The organism is Sphaerotilus mobilis, from assembly GCF_004216565.1.
Taxonomy (GTDB): Bacteria; Pseudomonadota; Gammaproteobacteria; order Burkholderiales; family Burkholderiaceae_C; genus Sphaerotilus; species Sphaerotilus mobilis.
Window position 1 is genome coordinate 494,207 of record NZ_SGWV01000007.1, and the last position, 25,554, is coordinate 519,760.

18 protein-coding genes are annotated in these 25,554 nt (G+C 69.9%); 11 read left to right on the forward strand and 7 right to left on the reverse strand.

Going from position 1 to position 25,554, the window contains the following annotated elements; genetic code table 11:
* Position 1: 1 nt before the first annotated feature.
* From ccmA to EV685_RS02550, 7 genes are all read right to left on the reverse strand, one after another.
* A complete protein-coding gene (gene ccmA / locus EV685_RS02510; protein WP_130480388.1) occupies positions 2–694 on the reverse strand; it encodes a cytochrome c biogenesis heme-transporting ATPase CcmA in 693 nt (230 codons plus the stop codon).
* The gene (locus tag EV685_RS02515) at positions 684–3,155 is read right to left on the reverse strand and encodes a tetratricopeptide repeat protein (protein WP_130480389.1); all 2,472 of its coding nucleotides are present in this window, start codon (positions 3,153–3,155) and stop codon (positions 684–686) included. The genes ccmA and EV685_RS02515 overlap by 11 nt, the downstream gene beginning before the upstream one ends.
* A gap of 66 nt (positions 3,156–3,221) precedes the next feature.
* Positions 3,222–5,324 (reverse strand): cytochrome c3 family protein, encoded by a 2,103-nt coding sequence (locus EV685_RS21145; RefSeq protein WP_165396693.1) that lies wholly within the window; start codon positions 5,322–5,324, stop codon positions 3,222–3,224.
* On the reverse strand, positions 5,321–7,342 hold the full coding sequence (locus EV685_RS02535) for a cytochrome c3 family protein (RefSeq protein ID WP_207224751.1): 2,022 nt from the start codon (positions 7,340–7,342) through the stop codon (positions 5,321–5,323). The genes EV685_RS21145 and EV685_RS02535 overlap by 4 nt, the downstream gene beginning before the upstream one ends.
* The gene (locus EV685_RS02540) at positions 7,342–8,298 is read right to left on the reverse strand and encodes a hypothetical protein (protein ID WP_130480392.1); all 957 of its coding nucleotides are present in this window, start codon (positions 8,296–8,298) and stop codon (positions 7,342–7,344) included. Before EV685_RS02540 ends, EV685_RS02535 begins: the two co-directional genes overlap by 1 nt.
* Positions 8,299–8,680: 382 nt before the next feature.
* The gene (locus EV685_RS02545) at positions 8,681–10,759 is read right to left on the reverse strand and encodes a sensor domain-containing diguanylate cyclase (protein ID WP_165396694.1); all 2,079 of its coding nucleotides are present in this window, start codon (positions 10,757–10,759) and stop codon (positions 8,681–8,683) included.
* Between the two features lie 40 nt (positions 10,760–10,799).
* Positions 10,800–12,065: a methyl-accepting chemotaxis protein gene (locus EV685_RS02550; protein WP_130480394.1), complete on the reverse strand. Its 1,266-nt coding sequence runs from the start codon at positions 12,063–12,065 to the stop codon at positions 10,800–10,802.
* Positions 12,066–12,380: 315 nt separating this feature from the next.
* Between EV685_RS02550 and EV685_RS02555 the strand changes: the two genes are divergently transcribed.
* From EV685_RS02555 to EV685_RS02605, 11 genes are all read left to right on the forward strand, one after another.
* Positions 12,381–13,541, forward strand: coding sequence for a methyl-accepting chemotaxis protein (locus tag EV685_RS02555; RefSeq protein WP_130480395.1), 1,161 nt, complete (start codon positions 12,381–12,383; stop codon positions 13,539–13,541).
* Between the two features lie 34 nt (positions 13,542–13,575).
* A complete protein-coding gene (locus EV685_RS02560; RefSeq protein ID WP_130480396.1) occupies positions 13,576–13,947 on the forward strand; it encodes a response regulator in 372 nt (123 codons plus the stop codon).
* Positions 13,948–13,953: 6 nt separating this feature from the next.
* On the forward strand, positions 13,954–14,319 hold the full coding sequence (locus tag EV685_RS02565; protein ID WP_130480397.1) for a response regulator: 366 nt from the start codon (positions 13,954–13,956) through the stop codon (positions 14,317–14,319).
* 8 nt (positions 14,320–14,327) lie between these two features.
* Positions 14,328–14,657: an STAS domain-containing protein gene (locus tag EV685_RS02570; RefSeq protein WP_130480398.1), complete on the forward strand. Its 330-nt coding sequence runs from the start codon at positions 14,328–14,330 to the stop codon at positions 14,655–14,657.
* A 15-nt stretch (positions 14,658–14,672) separates the two neighbouring features.
* Positions 14,673–17,039 carry a chemotaxis protein CheA gene (locus tag EV685_RS02575; protein ID WP_130480399.1) on the forward strand — a complete coding sequence of 789 codons (2,367 nt, stop codon included), beginning with the start codon at positions 14,673–14,675 and terminating at the stop codon, positions 17,037–17,039.
* 126 nt (positions 17,040–17,165) lie between these two features.
* A complete protein-coding gene (locus EV685_RS20895) occupies positions 17,166–19,145 on the forward strand; it encodes a methyl-accepting chemotaxis protein (protein ID WP_242615384.1) in 1,980 nt (659 codons plus the stop codon).
* Between the two features lie 66 nt (positions 19,146–19,211).
* Positions 19,212–22,286 (forward strand): methyl-accepting chemotaxis protein, encoded by a 3,075-nt coding sequence (locus EV685_RS02585; protein ID WP_130480401.1) that lies wholly within the window; start codon positions 19,212–19,214, stop codon positions 22,284–22,286.
* Between the two features lie 72 nt (positions 22,287–22,358).
* Positions 22,359–22,970 (forward strand): chemotaxis protein CheW, encoded by a 612-nt coding sequence (locus tag EV685_RS02590; RefSeq protein WP_130480402.1) that lies wholly within the window; start codon positions 22,359–22,361, stop codon positions 22,968–22,970.
* A complete protein-coding gene (locus EV685_RS02595) occupies positions 22,967–23,779 on the forward strand; it encodes a CheR family methyltransferase (protein WP_130480403.1) in 813 nt (270 codons plus the stop codon). Before EV685_RS02590 ends, EV685_RS02595 begins: the two co-directional genes overlap by 4 nt.
* Positions 23,763–24,368: a chemotaxis protein CheD gene (locus EV685_RS02600; protein ID WP_242615385.1), complete on the forward strand. Its 606-nt coding sequence runs from the start codon at positions 23,763–23,765 to the stop codon at positions 24,366–24,368. The genes EV685_RS02595 and EV685_RS02600 overlap by 17 nt, the downstream gene beginning before the upstream one ends.
* A gap of 55 nt (positions 24,369–24,423) precedes the next feature.
* Entirely contained in the window at positions 24,424–25,533 is a 1,110-nt protein-coding gene (locus EV685_RS02605) for a protein-glutamate methylesterase/protein-glutamine glutaminase (RefSeq protein WP_130480404.1), read from the forward strand.
* Positions 25,534–25,554: the final 21 nt, after the last annotated feature.

The following is a 25,554-nucleotide window of genomic DNA, read 5'->3' on the forward strand; positions in this document are numbered from 1 at the left end:
CTCATGGCGTGGGCTCCGTCGCCAGCGGCCGGACTTCCAGACCGGTGCGGGTGAGCCACAAGGTATCGGCCGGCGGCGCGCTGGCGGCCAGCGCCTGGTGGCTGGTCAGGATGGCGCAGCCGCCGCGGGCGACGTGTTCGCCCAGCAGGCCATCGAGCGCGGCGATGCCGGCGCTGTCCAGCGCGTCATAGGGCTCATCGAGGATCCACGGCAGCGGCGCGTGTTCCAGCGCCAGCCGGGCCAGCGCGATGCGGCGGCGCTGGCCTTGTGACAGCGTGCGCACCGGCGCATCCAGCCGTTGGCCCATGCCCATGCGCGTCAGCGCGGCGCGCACCGGCGCGGACTGCGCATCGGCCTGGGCGATGCGGCCGTGCAGGCGGGCGGTGAAGGCCAGCGTCTCGGCCGCGCTGAGGTCGTCCTTCAGGGCGTTGGCGTGGCCGATGTAGAGCGGTGCCCGTCCAGCGGCGGCGGCGCGTCGCACCGGCAGGCCGGCGGCGCGGACCTCGCCGGCGTCCGGTGCGGCCAGCCCGGCCAGCAGGCGCAGCAGGCTGGTCTTGCCGCGGCCGTTGTCGGCCCGCAGCCAGACCAGACGGCCCGGGCGCAGGGCCAGGTTGAGGCCGCCGAAGAGCTTGCGCTCGCCACGTCGGCAGGCCAGCTCGCGGGCCTCTAGCGGCGCCGCAGGATCAGAAGTCATAACGACCGCCCAGGTAATAGAACACGCGGTCCGTATTCTCGTTGCCTGTGGTCGTGGTGATCTTGCTGAGCTCGTAGTCGGCGGCCGACTCGAGGGTGACGCCCGGGTCGACGCGCCAGGAGACACGCAGACCGGGCTTGATGCGGGCGAGCTTGACGCCGCTGTCGTCGCTCTGGCGGTAGACCTGCAGCGACGGCTCGACGCTCCACTGCTCGTTGAGCGCCGACAGGTTGTTGTACATGAACAGCTGACCGCTGAAGGTCGCGCCACGCTGGGCCGTCAGGTTGAAGACGTGGGTGTCGCGGATCGAGTACAGGTTGCTGCCGATCAGCTGGCCGCCCAGGCTCCAGATCGCGCCGGTGGCCGGCTGCGCCGGCAAGCCCAGCGCAGGCACGGCGGCGATCGCGCCCACCCGCGTCATGCGGATGTCGCCACCGATCTGCCAGCGCTCGTTGAGCGGCGTGGTCACGCCCAGCTGCGCCTGGTTGGAGTAGGCCGTCGTCGTGCGCACATAGCTGCGCAGCGTGTCGAGGTCGCGCAGCGCCAGCGCGTCGCTCATGCGCACCGGAATCGCGCCGCCGTTGGGGTCCTGGAAGAACAGGGCGTTGCCCAGCATCAGGATCGGCTGCGAGCGCCGGTCGAGCAGGAAGTTGACGGTGGTGCCGGCATTGCCCTCGGCGTCGAGCTGCTGCCAGGTGCCCTGCAACGCCGCGATGTTGACCGCCCGCAGGATGGTGTCGTAGTCCAGCGAGCCCGAGACAAAGGTGCCACCGTTGAAGTAGCGCAGGTCGCTGCCGATGGCGCGGCGGTCGACCAGCCCGTCGATGTTCTGCTGGATGCCGTAGAGGCTGCCCGAGACATTGGGCGTCAACGCATCGGCATCGACCGACAGGCCGCCGAACGAGCGTTTGGTCTGCTGCAGCTTGTCGGTCGGCCGGCCGGCCACGGCGTTGACCTTCCACTTCGGTGCGAAGGTGTAGCCGGCGGTCGCACCGTCGAAGCGGCCCAGCACGCCGCCGCCGGTGGGCGACTGGCGCCCGAGCCGGATGCTGGTGCCGCGCTCGAAGGACTTGTGGTCGACGTAGAGCGCCGACAGCTTGTTGCGGCTGGTGCGACCAGGCATCAGGTCGGCCGTGTAGCTGTCGCGGAAGACGAAGCGCAGGTCCTGCTCGGTGCTGCGGTGGCGGTAGTTCAGGTCGAAGGTGCCGATGGCCAGCTTCTGGTCGGTGCCGGTCAGCGTCGGGTTCTGGGTCAGCTCGGGCAGGCCGCTGATGGGCGAATCGCGGAACTCCTCCGAACGGACCTTGGACTGGCCGCCGTAGTAGTACAGGCCGGCCGAGCCGTTGACCGTCGTCGTGGCGGCCTGCTTGCGCGGCGCCTCGGCCGTCGCAGCGGTCTCGGCCGGCAGCGCGGCCAGGCGGGCGGCGACACGCTGGCTGTCCGGGCCGGTCGGGTAGAGCTTCAGGAAGGTCTCGAACTCGCGCCGCGCGCGGGCCGTGTCGCCCGCGTTCAGGCGCACCAGACCGATCAGTTCCTGCGCCTCGCGGGAGGCGCGGTTGGGCGGCAGGTCCAGCAGGCGGTTGAGCCGGTCCAGCGCGCTCGCCGTGTCACCGGCCTGGTTGGCGGCGCGGGCCTCGGCCAGGAGCGTGGCGGCCGTGGCTTCGACGTTGACGGGCACCCCGGGTGCTGCCTGCGCGGTGGGGGCAGGCGCCGCCGGCAGGGTCACGATGGCCGCCCCCGGGAAGCGGGCCCGCGCGATCTCGAGCGCGCGGCGCGCCTCGGCCACATCGGCAAAGGGGCCCAGATGGATCTCGTGCCGCGTCTGGCCGTCGACCACGCGGGTGGCGGTGTTGACGTCCAGCGACTGCAGCTGCTTGGGCACCGGCACGTTGAGCTGCAGGTTGGGATCGGTCGAGCTTTGCAGCACGATGACCGTGGCGCCGCCGGCGGCCAGCGCCGGGGCCAGGGCCGTGGCTGCCGGGGCCGATGCCGTCGGTGCGGCCTTCACGCGGGCGCCCAGGCCGGGCAGGACCAGCTCGATGCTGCGGTTGTCACGCCCGGCGCGCACCCGCATGCGGGTGGCCGGGTCGATGCGCACGACCAGCTTGCGCTGGGTCACGCTGCCCAGCAGCGGTTCCTCGTTGACCGTCAGCGTGGGCAGGCCGTTGATGGCCTGCAGGCGCCGCTGGCTGGGCTGGATGGCGGCATCGCGCAGGTCCGGCGCGTCGAAGTAGATCTGGAACAGGTCACCGCTGCGGGTGCTGACGCTGCGGCCGTAGCGCACCAGGGTCTGCAGGCGCACCTGCACGATCGCATCGGCGCCCTCGCGGCGCAGCTCCAGCTCGTCGAGCAGCTGGGCCCGGGCCACGGACGGGGCCAGCGTCAGGCAGGCGACGACGCAGGCGAGGGCCAGAGGAGCCAGTGGGGCCAGTGCTCGGTGCGGTTCTTGGCGATGGATCACGGTCGGGTCCTTGCTGTCGTTCTTGTCGGGTGCGTGGCGGGACGGCGCGGGCGCGGCGCGCCGGCCTCAGTCCCAGTTCGTGTAGGTGCTGCCGGAGTTGCCCAGCGGGCGGTGGCAGCCGGACATGGAGCAGTCGGTCGGCACCGGCGAGCGACGCTCGTGCGTGAGCGATTCCTTGTCCATGTTGCCGAGGAAGTTGGTGCCGCTGAGGTGGCAACCCTTGCACCAGCCCGCGCCGTTGCCCATCGTGCCGTTGTGGTTCATGCGCACCGTGGTCCAGGCCGTCGTGCCGGTGTGGCAGGACTTGCAGTCCAGCGAGGCGCCGTTGAGCAGCTGGGTCGCCTCCGGGATGTGGTTGGTCGGCTTGCCCAGCGCACCGACGATGCCCTGCGAGACAAAGGCGCCGCTGTGGCAGCTCTTGCAGGTGGCGGTCGCCACGACGTTGTGGTTCATCGTCACGGCGGTCGCAAACGAGCTTTGCGAGCGGTGGCAGGAGTCGCACTTGGCCGTGCCCACTGGCACGGGGATGTGCGTGCCCGGCGGCTTGCCCTTGGCCTGCACGCCGTTGTGGCAGGTGTCGCAGGTGCCTGTCCCCACCGCGTTGGCCGGCGAGTGGGCGAAGGTGGCCGAGGCCCAGGACGACGTGCTGCGGTGGCAGCTCTCGCAGTTGCCGGTCACGCCGATGTGCACGCCGGTGTTGGGCTTGACGGCGATGTGGCAGGTCGCGCACTGGCTGGTCACGGTGATGCTGGCGTGCAGCCGCGCGGGCGTCCACGACAGGTAGCCGGCCTTGTGGCAGGTGTCGCAGTTGGTGATCGCCACGCCGGTCAGCGACTGGTAGGGCACATGCGTTGCCGGACGTCCGTCGGCCGGCGGGTAGCTGCCGCTGTGGCAGGTGCTGCACTGGTTGGTGACGACCACCTGGCTGTGCGTGAAGCGGTGCGGCTTCCAGCCGGTCGTCGTGTGGCAGCTGATGCAGTTGGTGGCGGCCACGGGGATGTGCGTCATCGGCTTGCCGGTCGCGCCACTGCCGTTGTGACAGGTGGTGCAGTTGGTCGCCGTGGTGAAGGTGCTGTGGTTGACCGCCGTGCTGGCGGCCCAGCTGGTGGTCGACTTGTGGCAGGTGTCGCACTGCGCGGTCGTCACCAGGTGGGTGGCCGACTTGCCGCTGGCGTTGTTGCCGTTGTGGCAGGTCGAGCAGGTGTTGGCCACCACCATCTGGCTGTGGTTCCAGCTGCTGGGCGTCCAGGTGGTCGTGCTGTGGCAGGACGTGCAGTTGAGCGTGCCAGTGGTGATGTGGCGGGCCGTCTTGCCGGTGGCGGTCGTGCCGTTGTGGCAGGTCGAGCAGTTGGTCGCGGCCGAGAAGGTGCTGTGGTCGACCTTGGTGCTGGCCGTCCAGCTGGCGGTCGACTTGTGGCAGGTGTCGCACTGCGCCGTCGTCACCAGGTGGGTGGCCGACTTGCCGCTGGCGTTGTTGCCGTTGTGGCAGGACGAGCAGGTGTTGGCCACGGCCATCTGGCTGTGGTTCCAGCTGCTGGGCAGCCAGCCGCGGGTGCTGTGGCAGCTGGTGCAGTTGAGCGAGCCGGTGGCGATGTGACGGGCGGTCTTGCCGGTCGCGCTGCTGCCGTTGTGGCAGCTCGCGCAGTTGGTGGCGGCGGTGAAGGTGCTGTGGTCGGTGCCGGTCGCGGGCAGCCAGGCGGTGGTGCGGTGGCAGGTGTCGCAGCTGGCGGTCGTGGCGATGTGGTTGGTCGGCTTGCCCGGTGCGTTGCGGGTGTTGTGGCAGGTCGCGCAACTGCCGCGGGCGACGCCGGCATGGCTGAAGCGCGCACCGCTGAAGGACTGGCTGGTGTGGCAGGTCTGGCAAGGCGCCGTGGTCGGGATGTGGTTGGCCGACTTGACGGTGTTGTTGCGGGCCAGCCGGCTGCCACTGGTGTGGCAGGTCTGGCAGTCGCGCGGCGTGCCCTTGAACACACCGTTGACGTGGCAGGACTCGCAGCGCTCGCGTGCATGGGCACCGCTCAGCACGAAGCCGGTGCGGTTGTGGTCGAAGTCGCGGCCCATGGTCTGGGCCTGCGCGGCGGGGGCGATCAGGCCGCTGGCGACGAGCACCAGCAGGGCCAGCAGGTGCCGCAGCAGCGACATCAGGTCAGGCGTTCGGGGCTGGTTCATGAGGGACTCCGGTTCGATCGGGCGGGCTTCTGTGCGGGTGCGACGGGCGCGGCGGGTGCGGCGGGTGCGGCCGATGCCGCCGGTGCCGCCGGTGTCGCCGATGTAAAGGCAGGCGCCGGACTCATGCTGCGGTTGACGATGCGTTTCCACCGGTCGACCACGTGGCACTGCTCGCAGCGGTTGCCGAAGGCGCCGTCGTGCACGTCGTCCTTGCGGTGGCAGGCCACGCAGGTGGTGCCGGTCGGGGCGACCTTCTTGCCGGTCGGTGCCGGCCGGCTGTGGCAGGTGATGCAGGCGACCTTGGCGTGCGGGCCTTCCAGCCGGTAGCTGGTCTGGCGGTCATGGTCGAAGTTCCAGATGCCCCAGGACCGCGTGTTGTGGCAGCTCTCGCAGCCCACGCCCAGCGTCAGTTTGTGCTTGTCGGCCTTCTTGTGGCAGCTGTAGCAGTCCATCGGCGCGTCCTTGAAGCGCGCGCCGGTGGTGTGGCAGTCCTTGCAGACGGTGGTGATGTGGCGGCCGGTGAGCGGGAAGCGCGTCTTGGCGTGGTCGAAGCCGATGGTGGTCTTCCAGGTCTTGTCGGTGTGGCAGTTCTCGCAGCGCGGGCCGAGCTGGCCTTCGTGCTTGTCGTCCTTCTTGTGACAGCTCAGGCAGTCCAGCGGCGTCTTGCGCATCTCCTTCAGGCTCTTGTGGCAGGCCTTGCATTCGAGCTTGGGCACGGCATGGCCGTTGCGCAGCGGGAACTGGGTCTTGTCGTGGTCGAACTTGCCCTTGGTGGTCTTCCAGTCGCGCTCGCCGTGGCAGGCACCGCAGTCGCGGCCCAGGGTCTTCTCGTGCTTGTCGTCCTTCTCGTGACAGCCGATGCAGTCCTTGGGGGCCTCGTTGAAGACCTGCGACTTGTGGCAGGCCTTGCACTCGGCCTCGATGTGCTTGCCCAGCAGCGGGAACTTGGTCTTGTCGTGGTCGAACTTGCCCTGGTCCTTCCAGCCGCGTTCGTTGTGGCAGGACGCGCAATCCTTGCCCAGCGTGCCCTTGTGCTTGTCATCCTTGACGTGGCAGCTCAGGCAATCGCTCTTGACCGGGTTCTTGTAGAGGTGGCCGGTGTGGCAGGCCTTGCATTCGAGCGGCTTGTGCTTGCCCTTGAGCAGGTACTTGGTGTCGACGTCATGGTTGAAGGTGCTGGGCTTCCAGGCCTTGGCGTTGTGGCAGCTCTCGCACTTCTCGCCGTACTGGCCCTGGTGACCGCGACGGCCCTTGATCAGCTGTTCGTCGTCCTTGCGGTGACAGCCGATGCAGGTGCGCGGCGTCTCGCGGTAGTTGCTGTCGCGGTGGCAATCGCCGCACTTGGCATCGGCGTGTTTGTCCTTGAGCGCAAAGCGGGTCTTGTCGTGGTCGAAGGTGGTCTTCTTCCAGTCGCTTTCGGTGTGGCAGTCGGCACACTTCGGGCCCAGCGAGCCTTTGTGGGTGTCGTCCTTCTTGTGGCAGGACAGGCAGTCCTGCGGCGCCTCGCGCCACTTCTTGCCGGGCAGGTGGCAGCTCTTGCACTCGGTCTTGATGTGCGCGCCGCGCAGCGTGTAGTCGGCCAGGCCGGTGTGGTCGAAGGTCTTGGGATCGAACTCGACGATGCGTGCGTTGCGGCCCTTGTGGTCGGTGTGGCAGTCGCGGCACGGCGCTGGCTCGGCGGCCAGCTTGCGGCCGTGGAAGCCGGCCTTGTCGCGCACGTCCGCGCCAATGTCCTTGTGGCAATCGATGCACAGGCGGTCCTGCGCGTTGCGGTCGAACTTGACGTGGCAGCTCTTGCACTCGGCCTCGGCCTTGGCGTGCGACTGCACCACCTTGCCGGGCGACAGCACCGACTCGATGCCCTGGGCCCGGGCGACGCCCGTGCCCGCCAGCATCGCCAACATGGCCAGGATCACGAGGACCAGGCCGGCGACCCCGCGCCGGAGCAAGGCCCATCCCGCCTGCGCGCCCTTCAAGAGGGCGCGCAGCGGATGGCAGGGGCGGTGCACATCGGACATCAGTAGGCGTGCACCGCGATCACGTGCACGACGCCCGCGATCACCAGCAGGAACACGAAGGGGATGTGGGCCACGTGCCAGAGCGCGAAGACACGCTCCCAGGCGGCGAACAGCGCCACCCGCATCACCGCCACAAAGTAGGACACCAGCGAGCGGCGCGCCTGACGCTGGCGCTGGCGCAGCAGGCTGCCCTGCCAGTTCTGTTCACGCGCCAGCACACGCAAGGCCAGTCGGATGTCGCGCTGGGCCTTCAGGCGCACCGACCAGCTGCGCACCGGCAGCACCAGCAGCAGGCGCAGCCAGTGGCGGCCGGCACCGGCCTTGACCGAGCCACGCTCGACCACGTCGGCCTCGAAGGCGTTGAGGGATTCCTGCACCTGCGGCGCAAACCACAGCATGGAGCGGCGCTCGCCATCGAAGCCCATCTGTCGCCGCAATTCGCCCAGGGCATTGCGTTCTGCGACGAGGCCACGGTTGACGCGCACGTACAGGAATCGGCCGATCACGCCGCTCGCGGCGACGATGCACATGCTGTAGAGGGCGGCGGCGGCATTCATCGAGCCGACCTGGAAGCCGCAGTGCAGCAAGATGAGCAGCGGCCCGCCGATGCCCAGCACCATGTGGCCGGCCAGCCAGACCTTGGGCGAGCCCCAGCCGCGCATCGCGCGCACATGCTTGCGCAGCGGATAGAGCAGCAGCAGCAACATCATCGAGCCGCCCACGACCCCGAGCCAGTAACCGATGTCGTCGCCGGCTGTGAAAAAACCGCGCCGGCTGATTTCCCAAGCCCCACCCAACAGGGTGCCCAAGGTGACCAGGACCGAGGCATTGCGCTGTCCGCGCTGACGCGCCGGCGCGTTCGTGTCTGCACGCGCCGATGAGCCGGCGTCGGCCTGCGGACGGGCCGTGACCTGGCCGGCATGGGCCGGATGCGAGGCGGACAGTGCAGTGCTCACGGGCGGATTCCTGTAGGTCGGGAGAGCGGCGATCAGACGGGGCCAGGCACGTCACTTGGGGGTTGGCACCCGAACTGATCTCGCTCAATGGAACGATTTCCCAGGATCCTAGGGTCGGTGCATGAAACCTCGCTGAAGCCAGCGGTGAACAAAGGTAAGGCGGGACACAGGTGAAGGAAGTCTGAACCGTCACGTGTGGCGGGCCCTTGACACCGCCGCAGCCCCACGCCGATGCCTCGGATGCTGCATTGCAGCAGGGAGAATTCGTGGAATCCGGCACGGGTGGTCGCCGGAAAAGCAGGCGCTTTTCCATCTTGTCGGGGGTCAAATCCCCCAAATGGGTGGACCCGATCGGTGCCGCTGCGATGCAGTTGTTACATGTTCACGCGTCGGGGCGCACACGCTCGGCGACCCAGACCGCGTGGCGACCCGACTGCTTGGCGGCGTAGCAGGCCAGATCGACCGCGTGCATCAGCACATCGGGCTCGCGCAGGGGCGGCTCGATGACCAGCACACCGACGCTGGCCCCGACCTGCAGCAGGTGCTCGCCCCAGGGCAGGCGGATCTGCTCGATCGCCTGCTGCAGCTTGTGCGCCAGACGTTCGGCCGCCGGCGGATCGCAGGCGTCGAGCAGGACCGCGAACTCGTCGCCACCCAGCCGCGCCACGCACTCGTCGCGGCGCAGGCTGCTGTCCAGAGCCCGCGCGACCGCCCGGAGCATCTCGTCGCCGGCGGCGTGGCCGGCGCTGTCGTTGACCTGCTTGAACAGGTCCAGGTCGATGAACAGCAGCGCCGCACCCGACCAGGGCAAGGACTGCTGTTCGGCCAGCCGCTGGCGGTCGACCAGTGCCGCCAGCGAACGCTCGAACTGACGCCGGTTGATCAGCCCGGTCAACGCGTCGTGGCTGGCGCTCCATGCCAGCTCGCGCTGGTCGGCACGCTCGCGGGTGACGTCGCGCAGCAGCCAGATGGTGCCGGCGCCCGAGTCGCTTGGATCGACCGGCCGCCCGACCAGCTCGCCGATGAAGCGACCACCGTCGCGCCGGACGAACTCGTGGTCGCCGCTGTAGCGTCGCCCTTCGGCAAAGGCCTGCACCACCTTCGGTCCGAGCCCGGCGTACTCCTCGTCGGAGGCATAGATCAGCCGGGCCGTCTCGCCGACCAGGCCGCCGGGTGGATGGCCAAACAGGCGGCAGAACTCATCGCTGACCAGCTCGAAGGTGCGCGAGCGGGTGAAGGCCAGACCGATCGGTGCGGTGCTCATGACCGATCTCAGCTTGACCAGCAGCTCGGCATTGCTGGCCTCGGCACGGACCTGTTCCTGCAACGCGGCGCGCAGCGCGTGCTCCAGCTCGCCGACCTCGCCGCTGGCATCGGGCCAACCCTGTTCGAGCGGAGGGCCACCCGGCCCAAGCAGGCGGGTGCGGTCTTCCAGCCGGGAGAGCGGCCGCAGCAACCACGTCACCCAGGCCCAGAGCAGCAGCATGGCCAGCAGCGCCATCAAGGCACCAAAGGCGATCGCCTCGCGCACGCCGGAGCGCAGGCCACCGAGCAGCGCATCGGAGCTGGCGACGCGGAAGATCATCCAGTCCGGCCCGGGCACGCCCGCTGCGGCGACGACGTAGCCGGCGTCGCTGTAGGCCTCGGGCATCGGCTCGATCGGACGCCCCGCCCTCACCCACCGCGCGGCCGCCAGGCGCAGGCCGGGCACCTCGTCGATCTGGCGCAGCACGACGGCGGGATCCGGGTGTGCGAGCACGAGGCCGCTGGCGTCGGTGATGATCGTCTGCATCACGGCGGGATCCGCGGCCATCTGGGTGCTGAGGCCGTAGAGCAGATCGCTGGAATTCAGCTTCAGGGTGCCCAGCAGCACCGCCCGCAGCTGGCCATCGGCGCCCAGCACCGGCATCGTCAAGGCGACGATCGCCTCGCGCGAGACGCGGCCGATCAGCGGCTCGGAAATCATCGGCCGACCCTGGTGGCGGGTGGCCAGGAAATAGGCCCGGTCGCCGATGTGGATGTCAGGGTGGCCGATGTCCGCCCCGTTGCGCAGCACCAGCACGCGGCCATCCAGGTCGACCAGCGCGATGGTCGAGAACAGCGTGGCCAGCACCTGGCGCTGGCTCATGTAGCGCTGCTGGGCCAGCCGGTCGTGCAGGACCAGGTCGTCGACCGGCTGGGCAGCCGCCCGCAAGGCCAGCTGCAGCCGCACCACGCGGTCACGCAGCAGGACCGCGAGGTGATCGACATTGGCCGCCTCGTTGTCGAGCACCGCCTGTTCGCTGTGCAGCGCCCCGCGCTGCACCACCACCGTGGTGACGGCGATCACGCTGACGGCGATCAGGGCCCCACAGGCCAGCGCCAGCTGCAGCCGCAAGGAGCCGAACCACGGCGCCAGCTGGCGCGGCGCTCGCCGCAGCAGCGCTCGAACACGGATCAGGGGTAGGGACCAGAGGGACACGAAGGCAGTGTAGGGACGCCCTGAGGCGTCGCCACCGGGATCAGACCAGCTTGAAGCTCGCCACCGTGTCATCCAGCCGCTCGCCCTCGGCGCTGAGCGCGTTCGAGGCCAGCGCCATCTGGTCGACCAGGCGGTGGTTCTCCTGGGTCAGCTCGCCCAAGCGGCGCAGCTCGGCGAGGATTTCCTGCGAGCTGGTCTGGCCGGCGCGGGTCAGGCCCACGATCTGCTGCATCTCGTCGTGGATGCGTTCGACCTGGCTGTCGGTCTGGCGCAGCGCCTGTGCCGCCTCGCCGGCCAGCACATGGCCCTGGGCAATGTCGTCGGTCGAGCCGGAGATGATCTCGCCGATGCGGCGGGCCGACTCGGCGCTGCGGCCGGCCAGGCTGCGGACCTCCTGGGCGACGACCGCAAAGCCGCGCCCGGCCTCGCCCGCCTTGGCCGCCTCGATCGAGGCGTTGAGCGCCAGGATGTTGGTGCGGAAGGCAAGGTTGTCGATGAGCGCGACGATCTCGACGATCTCGCGGCTGCGGCTTTGCAAGGCCTGCATGCGGTGATCGAGCTGCGTCATCTGGTGGCGTGCATGGGCAGCGTCGAGGCGCATGCGCTGCACCACCGCCTCGGCCTCGTCCACGCGCAGGCCGCTGGCATCGAGCTGCTCGATGTACTGGCCGACCCCCGCCAGCACCTGGTCGATGGCCGCCGCCGCCGCCGCTGTGCGACGTGCCAAGTCGTGGTTGCCAGCGGCGATCTCGCGCGAGGCGTGCGAGGACGCCGCCACACCTTGACGGACCACCGCGAACAGGTCGGCCAGACGGCCCAGCGACTGGCCGAGCGAGTGCATCGCATGCGCCACCTCGTCGCGCCCCCAGGGCTGGGGCCGCATGCTGAGGTCGCCACTGGCCATGCGACCGACCTGCTCCTTCAGATGGGTCAAGCCGCCATGGGTGACGCGGTAGAAGGACAGCAGCATGTAGAGCGCCAGCGCCAGACAGAAGCCGATGCTCATCAGCAGCAGGGTCATTTCCTGCGGGTCATGGGGCTGGTGCTCAAAGAGCCGGTGCAGGGCCAGCGCGAGCGGCAGCATGAAGGCGGTGGCCAGCAGGGTGGCCTTGCCACGCACCGACATCGCCCGCATCAGGCGCACGCCCGGCGCGTAGATGCCGTGGTAGCGGAAGTAGTTGCGCAGGGCGGTGCTCGCGCCGTCGTGACCTCGTCGGTCGGCGTCACCCGCGTCAAGACCGGCGGCGGGATCCGGGTGGGTCGGGCTCAGGTCAGGCGGCGATGGCGCCACGAGGTTCATCGACATCCAACTTCCTTGGTGGGTGGGTGGGTGGGTGAGTGGCTGAGCGGCGCGCGCGACAGATGGACGCCAGCACAGACCCGATGAAGCGATTCTTCCGTGACGCCTGTCCACCGATACCTGAGAAGTAAACGGTTCCGCCGGCCGATATCCGGGCATCGCCGGGGGCCTTACCGCCCGACAGTTGAACCTGAGCGCTTCGGCATGCCCGTCCGGCAGGCAGGTTGGATGCGACCCACGACAACGGTTTTTTCAGATGGAGAGCGCGCACATGGTCTCTTGCACACGCCAACGCGGCCCGCTCCCGACACGGGGGCTGCGTTGACACACGACAAGACTTCCCGCACGGCCTCCGGCGCCGCCCGGACCGGCGCGACTCGGACCGGCATTGACCTGCTGGCCACCAGCGGCTGCCTGCTGGTCGCCGGCGTCGCCGTTGCCGCCCCCGCATGGCCGATCGGCGTGGGGCTGGCCTTGTCCGGCGCCCTCTTGACCGGCTGGCTGGTGCGCCGCCAGCGCGGCAACGGCCACCGGCCGGGCGACGCCGCCGGCAGCGCCGAAGACAGCGGCGCGCGCCTGATGGTCAGCCAGGTCGTGCCGGTCTGGAAGCGCCACATCGACGCCTCGCGCAACGAGGCCGGCCAGAAGATCGACGCGCTGCTGCAGGCCTTCTCCAGCCTGTCCGACGGCCTGTCGGTGGCTGCCCGCGAGGTCGAGGGCAGCTCGATGAGCCTGCGCGCGGGCACCACCGACGAGCTGGTCGACACCCACCGCGACGCGATCGACGGCCTGCTCGGCCCGATGCAGGAAGCGACCCGCCAGCGCCAGGCCATGGTCGAGGAAATCGCCGGCCTGCACGACGAACTTCACGCCCTGCAGCGCCTGGTCAAGGACGTTCGCCAGATCGCGGCCAACACCGGTCTGGTGGCGCTCAACGCCTCGATCGAGGCCCACCGCGCCGGCCGCGAAGGCCAGGGCTTCGCGGTGGTCGCGCAGGAGGTCCGTTCACTCTCGGGCCAGTGCGACCGCAACGGCGCCCAGCTGGCCCAGCGCATCCAGTCGCTGGCCGAACGCATCGAGCGCACCCGCAACCAGGCCATCGCCCAGACCCGCTCCGACGAGGAGATCGAGCTGCGCGCCCGCCTGCAGGCCCGAGACGTCGTCACCGTGCTGGTGCGCGACCTGTCGCGCTCGCTGGCGTCCTCGCGCGAGTTGCAGTCGCTGAGTTCGCGGCTGGGCCAGGACCTCGAACAGATCTTTGTGGGCTTCCAGTTTCAGGACCGGCTGACGCAGATGCTCGATGCCATCGGCAACGACATGAACCGCTTCGCCACCTGGATCGAGACGCACCAGGACGCCACCCACGCCGACGCGGCACGCTGGCTGGAAGACCTGGAGCAGACCTACACGATGGAAGAACAGCGCAACCACCACCACGGCACCGTGGACATCCAACGCACCAGCGGTGTCGAGTTCTTCTGACCCGCCACCAACCTCAACGACAAGGAGATCTGCCATGGGCAGCAAGAACGTGATGGTCATCGACGACTCCAGCAGCTTCCGCACCGTGGTGGCGCTGGCCCTCAAGCGTGTCGGCTACGGCGTGGTCGAGGCCAGCGATGGGCAGGACGCCCTGCGCAAGCTCGCCACCAGCCCCGTCGACCTGCTGGTCTGCGACGTGAACATGCCCGGCATGGACGGCCTGAGCTTCGTGCGCCAGCTGCGCACCCAGCCCAAGCATGGCCGCACCCCGGTGGTCATGCTGACCACCGAGACCAGCGAGGCGAAGAAGGCCGAAGGCCGCGCCGCCGGGGCCAATGCCTGGATCACCAAGCCCTTCCAGCCCTCCAAACTGGTGGAGCTGGTCACCTCGTTCTTCAAGGAGTAAGACGACATGAGCAAGACCGTCATGGTCGTGGACGACTCGAGCAGCTTCCGCACCGTCGTGAAGCTGGCGCTGCAGAAGGCCGGCTACGCGGTCGTCGAGGCCGGCGATGGCAAGGACGCGGTGGCCAAGCTCACCGGCCAGAAGATCAACCTGATCGTCTGCGACGTGAACATGCCGCAGATGGACGGCCTGACCTTCCTGCGCCACATCAAGACGCTGGCGGCCTACAAGTTCACCCCGGTGATCATGCTGACGACCGAGAGCCAGGAGGCCAAGAAGGCCGAGGGCCGTGCGGCCGGCGCCCGCGCCTGGATCACCAAGCCCTTCCAGCCCTCGCAGCTGGTCGAGGCCGTCCACAAGCTCTGCGTCTGAGGCCGGCCGTGACCCATGCGCTGCACGCACTGAGCGGCGACCTCGACATCCAGCAGGCCATGGCCCAGCGCGAGGCCCTGCTGGCCATCGTCGCAAGCCATGCGGCGAGCACGCCCGAGGCCGACCTGGCACTGGACCTCAGCGCCGTCACCACCTGCGACAGCAGCGGCGTGCAGCTGCTGCTGGCCACCCGCAACACGCTCAAGCTCGGCGGTGCGCAGCTGCGCATCGTGCAGGCGAGCGCCGTGGTGCGCGACGTCCTGCAGACCTTCGGCCTGCAGTCGCTGCTGGCCACGCCCGCATCGACGCCCGCATCGACGCCCGCTCCGTCAGCCTGACCCCCAGGACACCCGATGAACGACGACGACGAGATCCTTGCCGCAGCCCGCGACGGCTTCCTCGAAGAGGCCGACCAGCTGCTGCAGCAGTTCGAGGACGCGCTGCTCGGGCTGGAGTCCGCGCCCGACGACCACGAGCTGCTCAACGCCGCCTTCCGCGCCGCACACACCATCAAGGGCACCGCCGGTCTGTTCGGCTGCGAGGCCGTGGTTGCCTTCACCCACGAGGTGGAGACGCTGATGGAGTCGCTGCGCAGCGACGCGCTCGCCTTTGGCGACGAGGTCGCCGCCGCCCTGCTGCTCTCGCGTGACCAGATGGGCCGGCTGCTGCTGGAGGTGCGTGCCGGCCGTCAGGGCCTGGCCGACTGCGACGCCGAGGTGCAGGCGCACAGCGCGACGCTCGGCGCCGAGCTGCGTCGCCTGATGGGCCAAGGTCCGGTGGTGGCGGGTGTAGCGGTGATGGCCGCGAAGGCGTCCGAGGCGACGCCGGAGTCGACCCCTGCCGGCCCGGCGGCCAACGCAGCCGACCCGGCCACGCTGGCCCTGGCCGACCGGCCCGGACACGGCCTGTGGCTGCTGTCGCTGCGCTTCGGCGCGGACGTGCTGCGCAACGGCCTGGACCCGCTCGCCTTCATCCGCTACCTGACCACGCTCGGCACGGTCGAGGCGATCGACACGGTCGCCGACGGCCTGCCGGCCCTGGCCGAGCTGGACCCGGAGTCCTGCCACCTCGGCTTCGAGATCCGCCTGGCCAGCACCGCCAGCCGCGAGGCCATCGAGCAGGTCTTCGAGTTCGTGCTGGACGACTGTTCGCTGGAGATCCTGGCGCCGGACGCCGACACCCAGGCCCATGACGCCCTGCTGGACCTGCGCAGCGCCGGCGAGAGCGAGGCCCGCCGCGCGCTGCTGCAGCGCTGGCTGGCGCTCGGCATCGTGCTGCCGCTGCGCCGCACCGACGGCGCCGGCACGCTGGACCTCGCCGAGGTGCTGGACGTGATGGACGCGGTCGAGGCTGGCAGCCCTGCGGCGGCCGTCGCCGCGATCGACATCGAGCGCCGTGGCACGGCCGATCGCCGCGCCAACGAGCCCGAGCGACGCCACGCTGGCCCGGACCGCCGCCACGAGGCACCGTCGGCCAAGAAGCCCGACAAGCGCGGCGATGAGAACCGCTACCTGCGCGTGTCGGCCGACAAGCTCGACCACCTGATCGACCTGATCGGAGAACTGGTGATCGCCGGCTCGGGGGCCCAGCTGGTCGCCCAGCGCGAGAACTCGCCCGGCTTCACCGAGGCCGCGCAACGCATCCACGACCTGGTGCAGGAAGCCCGCGACGGCGCGCTCAGCCTGCGCATGGTGCCCATCGGCGAGACCTTCGCGCGCTTCCAGCGTGTCGTGCGCGACGTCAGCAAGACGCTGGGCAAGGACGTCGCCCTGGAGATCACCGGCGGCGACACCGAACTGGACAAGGCCATGGTCGAGTCCATCGCCGACCCGCTGATGCACCTGGTGCGCAACAGCCTGGACCACGGCATCGAATCGGCCGATGACCGCATCGCCAGCGGCAAGTCCGGCCGCGGCCGGCTGGCCCTGAACGCCTACCACGAGAGTGGCCAGATCGTCATCGAGGTCAGCGACGACGGCCGTGGCCTGGCGCGTGATCGCATCTTCGCCAAGGCGGTCGAACGTGGCTTGATCCCCGAGGACGCCGTGATGAGCGCCGCCGAGGTCAACCAGCTGATCTTCGCGCCGGGGTTCTCCACCGCCGACAAGGTCACCGACATCTCCGGGCGCGGTGTCGGCATGGACGTGGTCAAGCGCAACATCGACGCGCTGCGCGGCCAGATCCACATCGCCAGCGAGGTCGGCCGCGGCACCACGATGCAGATCCGCCTGCCGCTGACGCTGGCCATCATCGACGGCTTCCTGACCAGCGTCGGCGACGTGCACTACGTGCTGCCGCTGGAGACCGTGGTCGAGTGCATCGAGACCCCGCCGGCCTGCCGCAGCGACGCCGATTCGCGCCTGAGCGGCTGCTTCGACCTGCGTGGCGAGGTGCTGCCCTGGGTGGACCTGAGGACCTGCTTCGGCGTGGCGGGCAACCGTCCGGCACGCCAGAGCATGCTGCTGGTGCGCACGTCCACCGGCAAGGTCGGCCTGATGGTCGACCGACTGCTGGGCGAGCACCAGACCGTGCTCAAGCCGCTCGGCCGCATCTTCCAGCACCTGCCCGGTATCGCGGGATCGACCATCCTGGGCAGCGGCGAGGTCGCGCTGGTGATCGACGTGCCCAGCCTGATGACCCATGTGACGCCGCAGCGCGGCGGGCACGCCGCCGCACTGGCTCACGCCACGAGCCAGGGCCGTCCGATCGCCCACCCCTGAATGCCAGAACACCGGATCGCCCGAACGCTTGACCACAAGAGCCGCCAGAGCCGCAACAGCCGCAGAAGCCGCAAACCCGATTCCTTCGAACACGCCCACCACAACGACATGCACCGAGACCCCACCATGCGCATCCCACCAACGTCACGCCTGAGCACCTACACCGCCTTGCTGGCGCCGATCGCGGCACTGGCCGCCGGGCATGCCGGTGTCCTGACGCCGACGCTGGGTGGTGGCCTGCTGGCCGTCGCGGCGGCTGCACTGGCGGGCGTCTCGACCTGGGCGGCCGCACAGTCCGGCGCCCGCTCGGCCGCCACGCTGGAGGCCCTGCAGTCCGAGGCTGCCGCGCAGGCCGACCAGCTGGTCACGCTGCAGGCCGCGCATGACGAACACGCCGATCGTGGTGACCAGCTGCAGCAGCTGATCGCCTGCTGCAGCAGCGCCATGGGCACCTGCCGCAGCGACGGCACGCTGGCGGTCGTCAGCCCGGCGCTGCAGGCCCTGCTTGACCAGGTGCATGCCCGCCGGCCCAGCGCATCGGCCCATGCCGGCGCTGAACGTGGCACCTGGGTGGGTCAGCGACTGAGCCAGCTGTTCGGCGGTGCGGGCGCACGCATCGACCTGGGCGCGGAGCGCCAGCACATCGAGGCCCACGGCCTGACGCTGGAACTGTCGCTCACGCCGATGCACGATGCTGCCGGCCAACGCGCCGGCCTGCTGTGCGAATGCCGCGACCTGACGGCCAGCCTGCGCGCACAGGCTGAGTCGCAAGCCCGTGCCGCCACCGAACAGGCCGAGCGCGAAGCCGGCCTGCGCATCCGTCAGGCCCTCGACGCCGCCGCGATGCCGGTGCGCATCGCCGATGCCGACGGCACCATCGTCTACCTCAACGATGCGCTGCGGCAGATCCTGCGCCGCGACGCCGCCGCCTTCCGCCAGGACCTGCCCGGCTTCGACCCGGAGGCCGTGCTGGGCGCCTCGGTGGGCGTGTTCTACAAGGACCCGCAAGCGGCGGTGGCGCGCCTGCGCGGCCTGACCCAGCGGGTCCAGACCCGCATGGTGCTGGGCGGGCGGACCTACGAGGTCATCACCACGCCGGTGCGCGATGCCAGCGGCAAGACGCTGGGCAGCGTCGGCCAGTGGTCAGACCTGACCGACCAGCTGGCCGCCGAACAGGCCCTGACGACGCTCGCAGAAGCCGCCGCCGCTGGCGACTTCTCGGCCCGCGTGACCCTGACGCGCGCCGAAGGCTTCTACCGCAGCCTGGGCGACATGCTCAACCGGGTGATGGACGGCGTCGGCCTGACGCTGGGCCAGGTGCGCGAGGCCGCTGCGCGGCTGTCGATCGCGGCCTCGCAGGTCAGTGGCACCTCGCAGTCGCTGGCCCAGTCGGCCTCGGAGCAGGCCGCCAGCATGGAAGAGACCAGCGCGTCGCTGCAAGAGATGTCGGGCAGCGTGGCCGACAACACCCGCAGCGCGCGACAGACCGATGAGATCGCCACCCGTGCGGCCCAGGAAGCGACCCAGGGCGGCAGCGCCGTGTTGCAGACCGTCGAGGCGATGAAGGCGATCGCCACGCGCATTTCCATCATCGACGACATCGCCTACCAGACCAATCTGCTGGCGCTCAACGCCGCCATCGAGGCCGCCCGGGCCGGTGACCACGGCAAGGGCTTTGCGGTCGTCGCCGCCGAGGTCCGCAAGCTGGCCGAACGCAGCCAGGTCGCCGCCCGCGAGATCGGCGAGCTGGCCAGCGACAGCGTCGGCATGGCCGAACAGGCCGGCGCGCTGCTGCAGCAGATGCAACCCTCGATCGCCCGCACCTCCACGCTGGTGCAGGACATCGCCCGCGCCTCGCAGTCGCAGGCCGATCAGGTCCACCAGCTGCATGCGGTGATGGACCAGGTCAGCCAGGCGACCCAGATCAGCGCCGCCTCCGCCGAGGAGCTGTCGGCCACCGCCGACGAACTCGACGACGAGGCCAGCCAGCTGCAGCACCTGATCTCGCAGTACCGCTTGAGCGCACCGCCCGCACCGGCCCCCGCCGCCAGCGGACGCCGCAGCCCTTCATCCCAGACCCACAGCCCGCAAGCCGTGCGTGCCTGACGGCCGCCCTGCTGGCTCGACGCGCCACCGTTCACACCTATTCCGCACCCCACTCGGGAGACCGCCATGACCCAGACCCCCGCCACCCACCGCCCCCAGCGCCTGTTCGCGCCGGTGACCCCGCTGCTCCAGCGCATGACGCTGGGCGCCAAGTTCGCGCTGGTCACCACCGTGCTGACCGTGCCCTTGCTGGCCCTGCTGGGTGCCATGGTGGTCAAGCAGAACGCCGACCTCGACTACACCCGCGGCGAACTGGCGGCCACGCCGCTGGCCAATGAGTTGATCGACGCGGCCGACCCGGTTCGGGCCTTCCGCTCGGCCCTCAAGCTGGCGGCCAGCAAGGTCGACGGCGCCGAGACGCTGGTGGAGGGCCGTCGCCAGCAGCTCGCGGCCGACCTGGCCATGATCGACAAGGCCGTGGCCAGTTCGGAAGCGGCGGCTCACCCCGAGTTCGCAAGCCTCTGGAAGGACACCCGCACGCAGATCGAGCAGTTCACGCGCCTGAACGGCCAGACCGACCCGACCCTGCTGGACGCGGCGTACAACACGCTGGCCGGGCAGTTGGCGACGTTGACACACGGCGTGCTGGACCGTTCGGGCGTGCTGCTCGAACCCGAGGCCGGCCCCTACTTCCTGCAGGACGCCGCCTTCAACCGCATCGTGCCCTTCCTGGACGCCTTGGCCATGCTGCGCGACGCCGCCATCCACCCGGTCGCCGCCGGTCAGGTCGATGCCGCCGACGTGGCCCGGATCGAGGCCATCAGCCATGAGCTGAGCACGACGGAAGAGGGCCTCAAGCGTGCCATGGCCGCCTACGAGCGCAACGGCCTGAGCGCCCCCGAGGGCTGGACCGAAGCGATGACCGCCGTCGACGGCTTCAAGGCCAAGGTCCGGCAGATGGCCGTGGTCGGGCCGACGCGGGTGGACCCGAACGCGCTGTTCGACGCCAGCAACATGGTGCAGGAGAAGATCTTCGCGTTCCACGATGCGGCCGTCACCAGCCTGAACGAGCAACTGCAGGGCCGCGTCGAGCGTATCAGCCGCGAGCGCATGACCATGATCGGCCTGTCGGCCGCTGGCCTGCTGGCCGCGCTCTACCTCTACAGCGCGACGGTCGGCTCGATCCGCCGCTCGGCCCGCCTGCTGCGTGAGGACGCCGGCCGCATCGCCGTCGGTGCGCTGGACCAGCCGGTCCACAGCAGCGGCCGCGACGAGTTCGCGCAGATCGCGCAATCCTTCGAACAGGCCCGCCACACCCTGACCCAGCTGATCGGCGAGATGAACCGCATGGCGGCCGAGCATGAGGCGGGCGACATCGACGTCAAGATCGACGCCCAGCGCTACCAGGGCGACTACGCCCGCATGGCCAGTGGCATCAACGGCATGGTGGCCGGTCACCTGGGCACGCAGCTGCAAGCGCTGGGTGTCGTGCAGGCCTTCGGCGAGGGTGACTTCGACATGCCGCTGGCCACCTTCCCCGGCAAGAAGCGTTTCGTCAACGAGGCCATCGAGCCGGTGCGCGAACGCCTGCGCGAGGCCGCTGCTGCGGCGGCCGAGAACCTGCGCATCCGCATGGCGCTGGACGGCGTGCCCAGCGCCGTGCTGATCGCCGACGGCGACGGCGTGATCCGCTACAACAACGATGCCGGCCGCTCGCTGCTGGCCCGCATCGAGCCGGACCTGCGCAGCCAGCTGCCGAACTTCGAGGCCAGCCGCCTGGTCGGCCAGAGCTACGACGTCTTCCACGCCGACCCGGTGGCGCAACGCCGGCTGATCGAGAACCTGCGGGCCACCGAGCGCCGCCAGTGGACGGTTGGCAAGGTCACGGTCGCGCTGGCCACCAGCCCGATCGCCGATGCGAACGGACGGCGTGTCGGCACGGTCTTCGAATGGACCGATCGCACCGAGGAGGTCAAGCTCGAAGAGGCCGTCACCCAGGTGGTGCAAGGTGCCGCCCGCGGCGACTTCGCCAACCGCATCGACACGGCCAGCGCCACCGGCTTCTACAAGACGCTGGGCGACGGCATCAACACGGTGGTCAGCACGACCGAGACCAACCTCAACGTCTTCAGCGATGCGCTGACCCGCATCTCCGATGGCGACCTGAGCCGCACAGTCGAGGGCGAGTTCGAGGGCATCTTCGAACGCCTGCAGGGTGACCTGAACCAGATGATTGCGCAGCTGGTCACGACCATCGCGCAAGTCAATGCGGCCAGCCAGTCGCTGACCGCTGCGGCCAACCAGGTGTCGAGCACCTCGCAGTCGCTGTCGCAGTCGGCCTCCGAGCAAGCCGCGAGCATCGAGCAGACCAGCGCCTCGCTGCAGGAGATGGCGTCGTCGGTCAAGCAGAACGCCGACAACGCCCACATCACCGACGGCATGGCGACCCAGGCCGCCCGTGAGGCCGGTGACGGCGGCAGTGCTGTGGCCCGCACGGTCGAGGCGATGAAGGCGATCGCCACGCGCATTTCCATCATCGACGACATCGCCTACCAGACCAATCTGCTGGCGCTCAACGCCGCCATCGAGGCCGCCCGTGCCGGCGACCACGGCAAGGGCTTCGCGGTCGTTGCCGCCGAGGTCCGCAAGCTGGCCGAACGCAGCCAGGTCGCGGCACAGGAGATCGGCCAGCTGGCCGGCTCCAGCGTGACCATGGCAGAAAAGGCCGGCTCGCTGCTCTCGCAGATGGTGCCCTCGATCAACAAGACCAGCGAGCTGGTGCAGGAGATCGCGGCCGCCTCGGGCGAACAGGCCGAGAGCGTCACGCAGATCAACGCCGCGATGGAACACGTCAACGGCTCGACCCAGCAGAACGCATCGGCGGCCGAAGAGCTGTCGGCCACCGCCGAGGAGCTGTCGGCCCAGGCCACGCAGTTGCAGGAGCTGATGGCCTTCTTCCGGCTGCAGTCCGATGCCATGGCGCAGGCAGGCGTTGCCCCGACGCCGGTCAAGGCCCGCCGGCACAGCCCGGCAGCGGTCGCCAGCGCACCGCCGGCCTCGGCACGGCCGCGCAAGGCGGCGTCGGGCGCAACGTCGAGCATGTCGTCCAACACGTCGTCCAGCACGTCCGCACGCTCGGCCGGTGGCTCGTCCGTCACCTGGGCCGACGTGATCGACGAAGCTGCCTTCACGCGCTTCTAAGTCCTGAGCCCTGAGCCCTGAGCCCGTATCCCGAGCCTTGATCCCTGACACCACCCGACCGGAGCGACGCCCATGAGCGCCACCATGTCCCCCGATGGCCAAGAACCGACCGGCCAGCTGCTGCGCCTGGCCCTGGGCGACCAGCGCTACGCGGTCGCGATCGAACAGGTGCGCGAGATCCTCAAACTGACCTCGATGACCGCCCTGCCCCTGATGCCGGCCTTTGTCTGCGGCGTGATGAACCTGCGTGGCGCGGTCGTGCCGGTGATCGACCTGGCGGCCCGGCTGGGCCTGGGTCGCGCCACCCGCAGCCGGCGCAGCTGCGTCGTGATCGTGGAAAGCCATGACGAGCAGAGCCAGCGGCCGCAGACCCTGGGCCTGCTGGTCGACGCGGTCCACGAAGTGGCCGATGCACCTGCCGGCGGACTCGAAGCGGTGCCCCCGCTGGGGACCGCCATCTCCGCCCACTACATGGCCGGCTATGCACGCCTGCGCGGCGAGGTCACGCCCGTGCTGGCACTGGCACAGGTGCTCGACGAGGCCTCGATCGGTGCGGAGATCAGCGCCCATGCACAGCCGGTGCATGCGCAGTCTCACCTGGCGCCGAGCGCGCAGGGTCATGCACATGCGCACGCACATGCGCACGCACATGCTCAAGCCCACGCCACGAGGCTCACCGCATGAGCCTGTCACAAGGTTCCTTCGACGCGGTCGCCGGCCTGTTCGAGAAGGTCTCGGGCATCCGGCTGGTGGCCGCCAAGAAGCCGCTGGTCGAAGGTCGACTGCAGCGCCTGGCGCAGCAGGCCGGCCATGCCCGTCTGGACGACTATGTGCACCAGCTGATGCACGCCGCCTCGGCCGAGGAGATCACCCGCGTAGTCGACAAGCTGACCACCAACGAGACCTACTTCTTCCGCGAACCGCAGCACTATGACCACCTCAAGGCCCAGTTGCCGACGCTGCTGAACCTGCTGGCCGGCCAGCCGCTGCGGGTCTGGAGCGCGGCCAGCTCGTCGGGCGAGGAGGCCTACAGCCTGGCCATGCTGCTGGACGAGGAACTGGGCGACCAGACGCGCTGGGAGATCGTCGGCACGGACCTGTCAACCCAGATGGTCCAGCACGGCAAGCGCGCGCTCTACACCCTGGACCGCGCGCGCAACCTCAGCCCGGCGCGGCTGAAGCGCCATTGCCTGCGCGGCACCGGTGAGTACGAGGGCCATGTGCTGGTGCAGCGTCACCTGCGTGAGCACGTCAACTTCGGTGCCGCCAACCTGATGCGTGAGCTGCCGCGCACGCTCGGCCGCTTCGACGTGATCTTCCTGCGCAACGTGCTGATCTACTTCGACCCCCCCGCCAAGGCCGCCATCGTGCGGCGTGTGCTGGGCCAGCTCAAGCCTGATGGACTGCTGTACACCGGCCATGCTGAATCCCTCGCCAACCTCGACGTCCCGGTCCGATCGGTCGCCACGGCCGTCTATGCACACGCGACGTGAACACGCCCATCGGCGTGCCCATCTGCAGGGTCATCAGCAGGGCCACCCGCAGGGCCGGGCGTCTCATGCGCTGAGCGCCCAGGCGGTCGCCCGCCTGCCCGTCGGCGTGGTGGCGCGCGCCCAGCCCGGCTCGGACCTGCTCTTGATGCCCGGCCAGCTCTACTTCGGCAACCAGCCCGCGTCGCTGCGCACCCTGCTGGGATCGTGTGTGGCGATCACGCTGTGGCACCCGCTGCGCCACATCGGCGGCATGTGCCACTACTTGCTGCCCGAGCGCAGCGGCATCGAACACACGTTGCGCGACGGTCGCTACGCCGCCGAGGCGGTGGCGCTGCTGCTGGAGGCGATCGCCCATGTCGGCACTCGCCCGGACGAGTACCACGCCCACCTCTACGGCGGCGCGGACACCTTGCCCGATCACCTCGCGCACAAGCCCAACATCGGCGTGCGCAACATCGAGATCGGCTGGGAGCTGGTCGACCGCCACGGCTTTCAGTTGATGGGCGTGGACGTCGGCGACGACGTGCCGCGCAGCGTGCGGCTGGACATGCGCAGCGGCGAGGTGCTGATGAGACGTTCCGAACGTTGAAGACCGTCACAAGACCACTCGTTCACACGCTTTGGGAACCAGGGAAGTACCCAGCATGACCCCCATCCGGACCATGATCGTCGACGACTCCGCCGTCGTCCGCAAACACCTGTCGGACCTGCTGACCCAGGCCGGCATCGAGGTCATCGCGACCGCCTCCGACCCGCTCTTCGCGCTGCCCAAGATGCGCGCCGACTGGCCCGACGTTCTGGTGCTGGACGTCGAGATGCCGCGCATGGACGGCATCAGCTTCTTGCGCCAGCTGATGGCCGAACGGCCCACCCCGGTGGTGATGTGTTCGACGCTGACCGAGGCCGGCTGCGAGACCACGCTGCAGGCCATGGCCGCCGGCGCGGTCGGCTTCGTCACCAAGCCAAGGATCGGCCTGCGCAACTTCCTGGAAGACGCCAGCAACGGCCTGGTCGAGGCCGTGCGCGCGGCCGCCCAGGCCAATCTGCGGGCGGTGCGTGCGGCCATGCCACGCGCACCGGCCCCGGCTGCAGCGGCAGGTCTGCGGGCGTCGGCGCGGCCTGCGCCGCCCCCGCCCGCAGCACCGACCGGCGCGATGGCTCGCACCACCGACCGCGTCATCGCGATGGGCCTGTCGACCGGCGGCGTGCAGACGCTGGAGAAGATCCTGCGCGAGCTGGCCCGCACGGTGCCGGGCATCGTCATCGTCCAGCACATGCCGGCCAACTTCACCGCCAGCTTCGCCGCCCGGCTGGACCGCATCTGCCAGGTCGAGGTGCTGGAAGCGCGCGACGGCGAGCGCGTCTTCAACGGCCGCGTGCTGATCGCACCGGGCGGGCGCCACATGCGCCTCAAGCGCAGCGGCGCGCAGTACGTGGTCGAGGTGCTGGACGGCCCGTTGATCAACCACCACCGACCGTCGGTGGACGTGCTGTTCCGCTCGGTCTCCCAGGTGGCTGGCGCCAACGCGGTCGGCCTGGTGCTGACCGGCATGGGCGACGACGGCGCGCGCGGCCTGCTGGAGATGCGCAAGGCCGGTGCCCTCACCGCCGCCCAGGACGAGGCCACGTCCATCGTCTACGGCATGCCGCGCGAAGCGGTGCGCCTGGGCGGCACCGACACCCAGCTCGCGCTCGATGACATCGCGCCCTGGTTGCAGCGGCTGGACGTGCCCCACGGACGTGTGATGGCCTGATCAACCGGGCCGCGAGCGGCC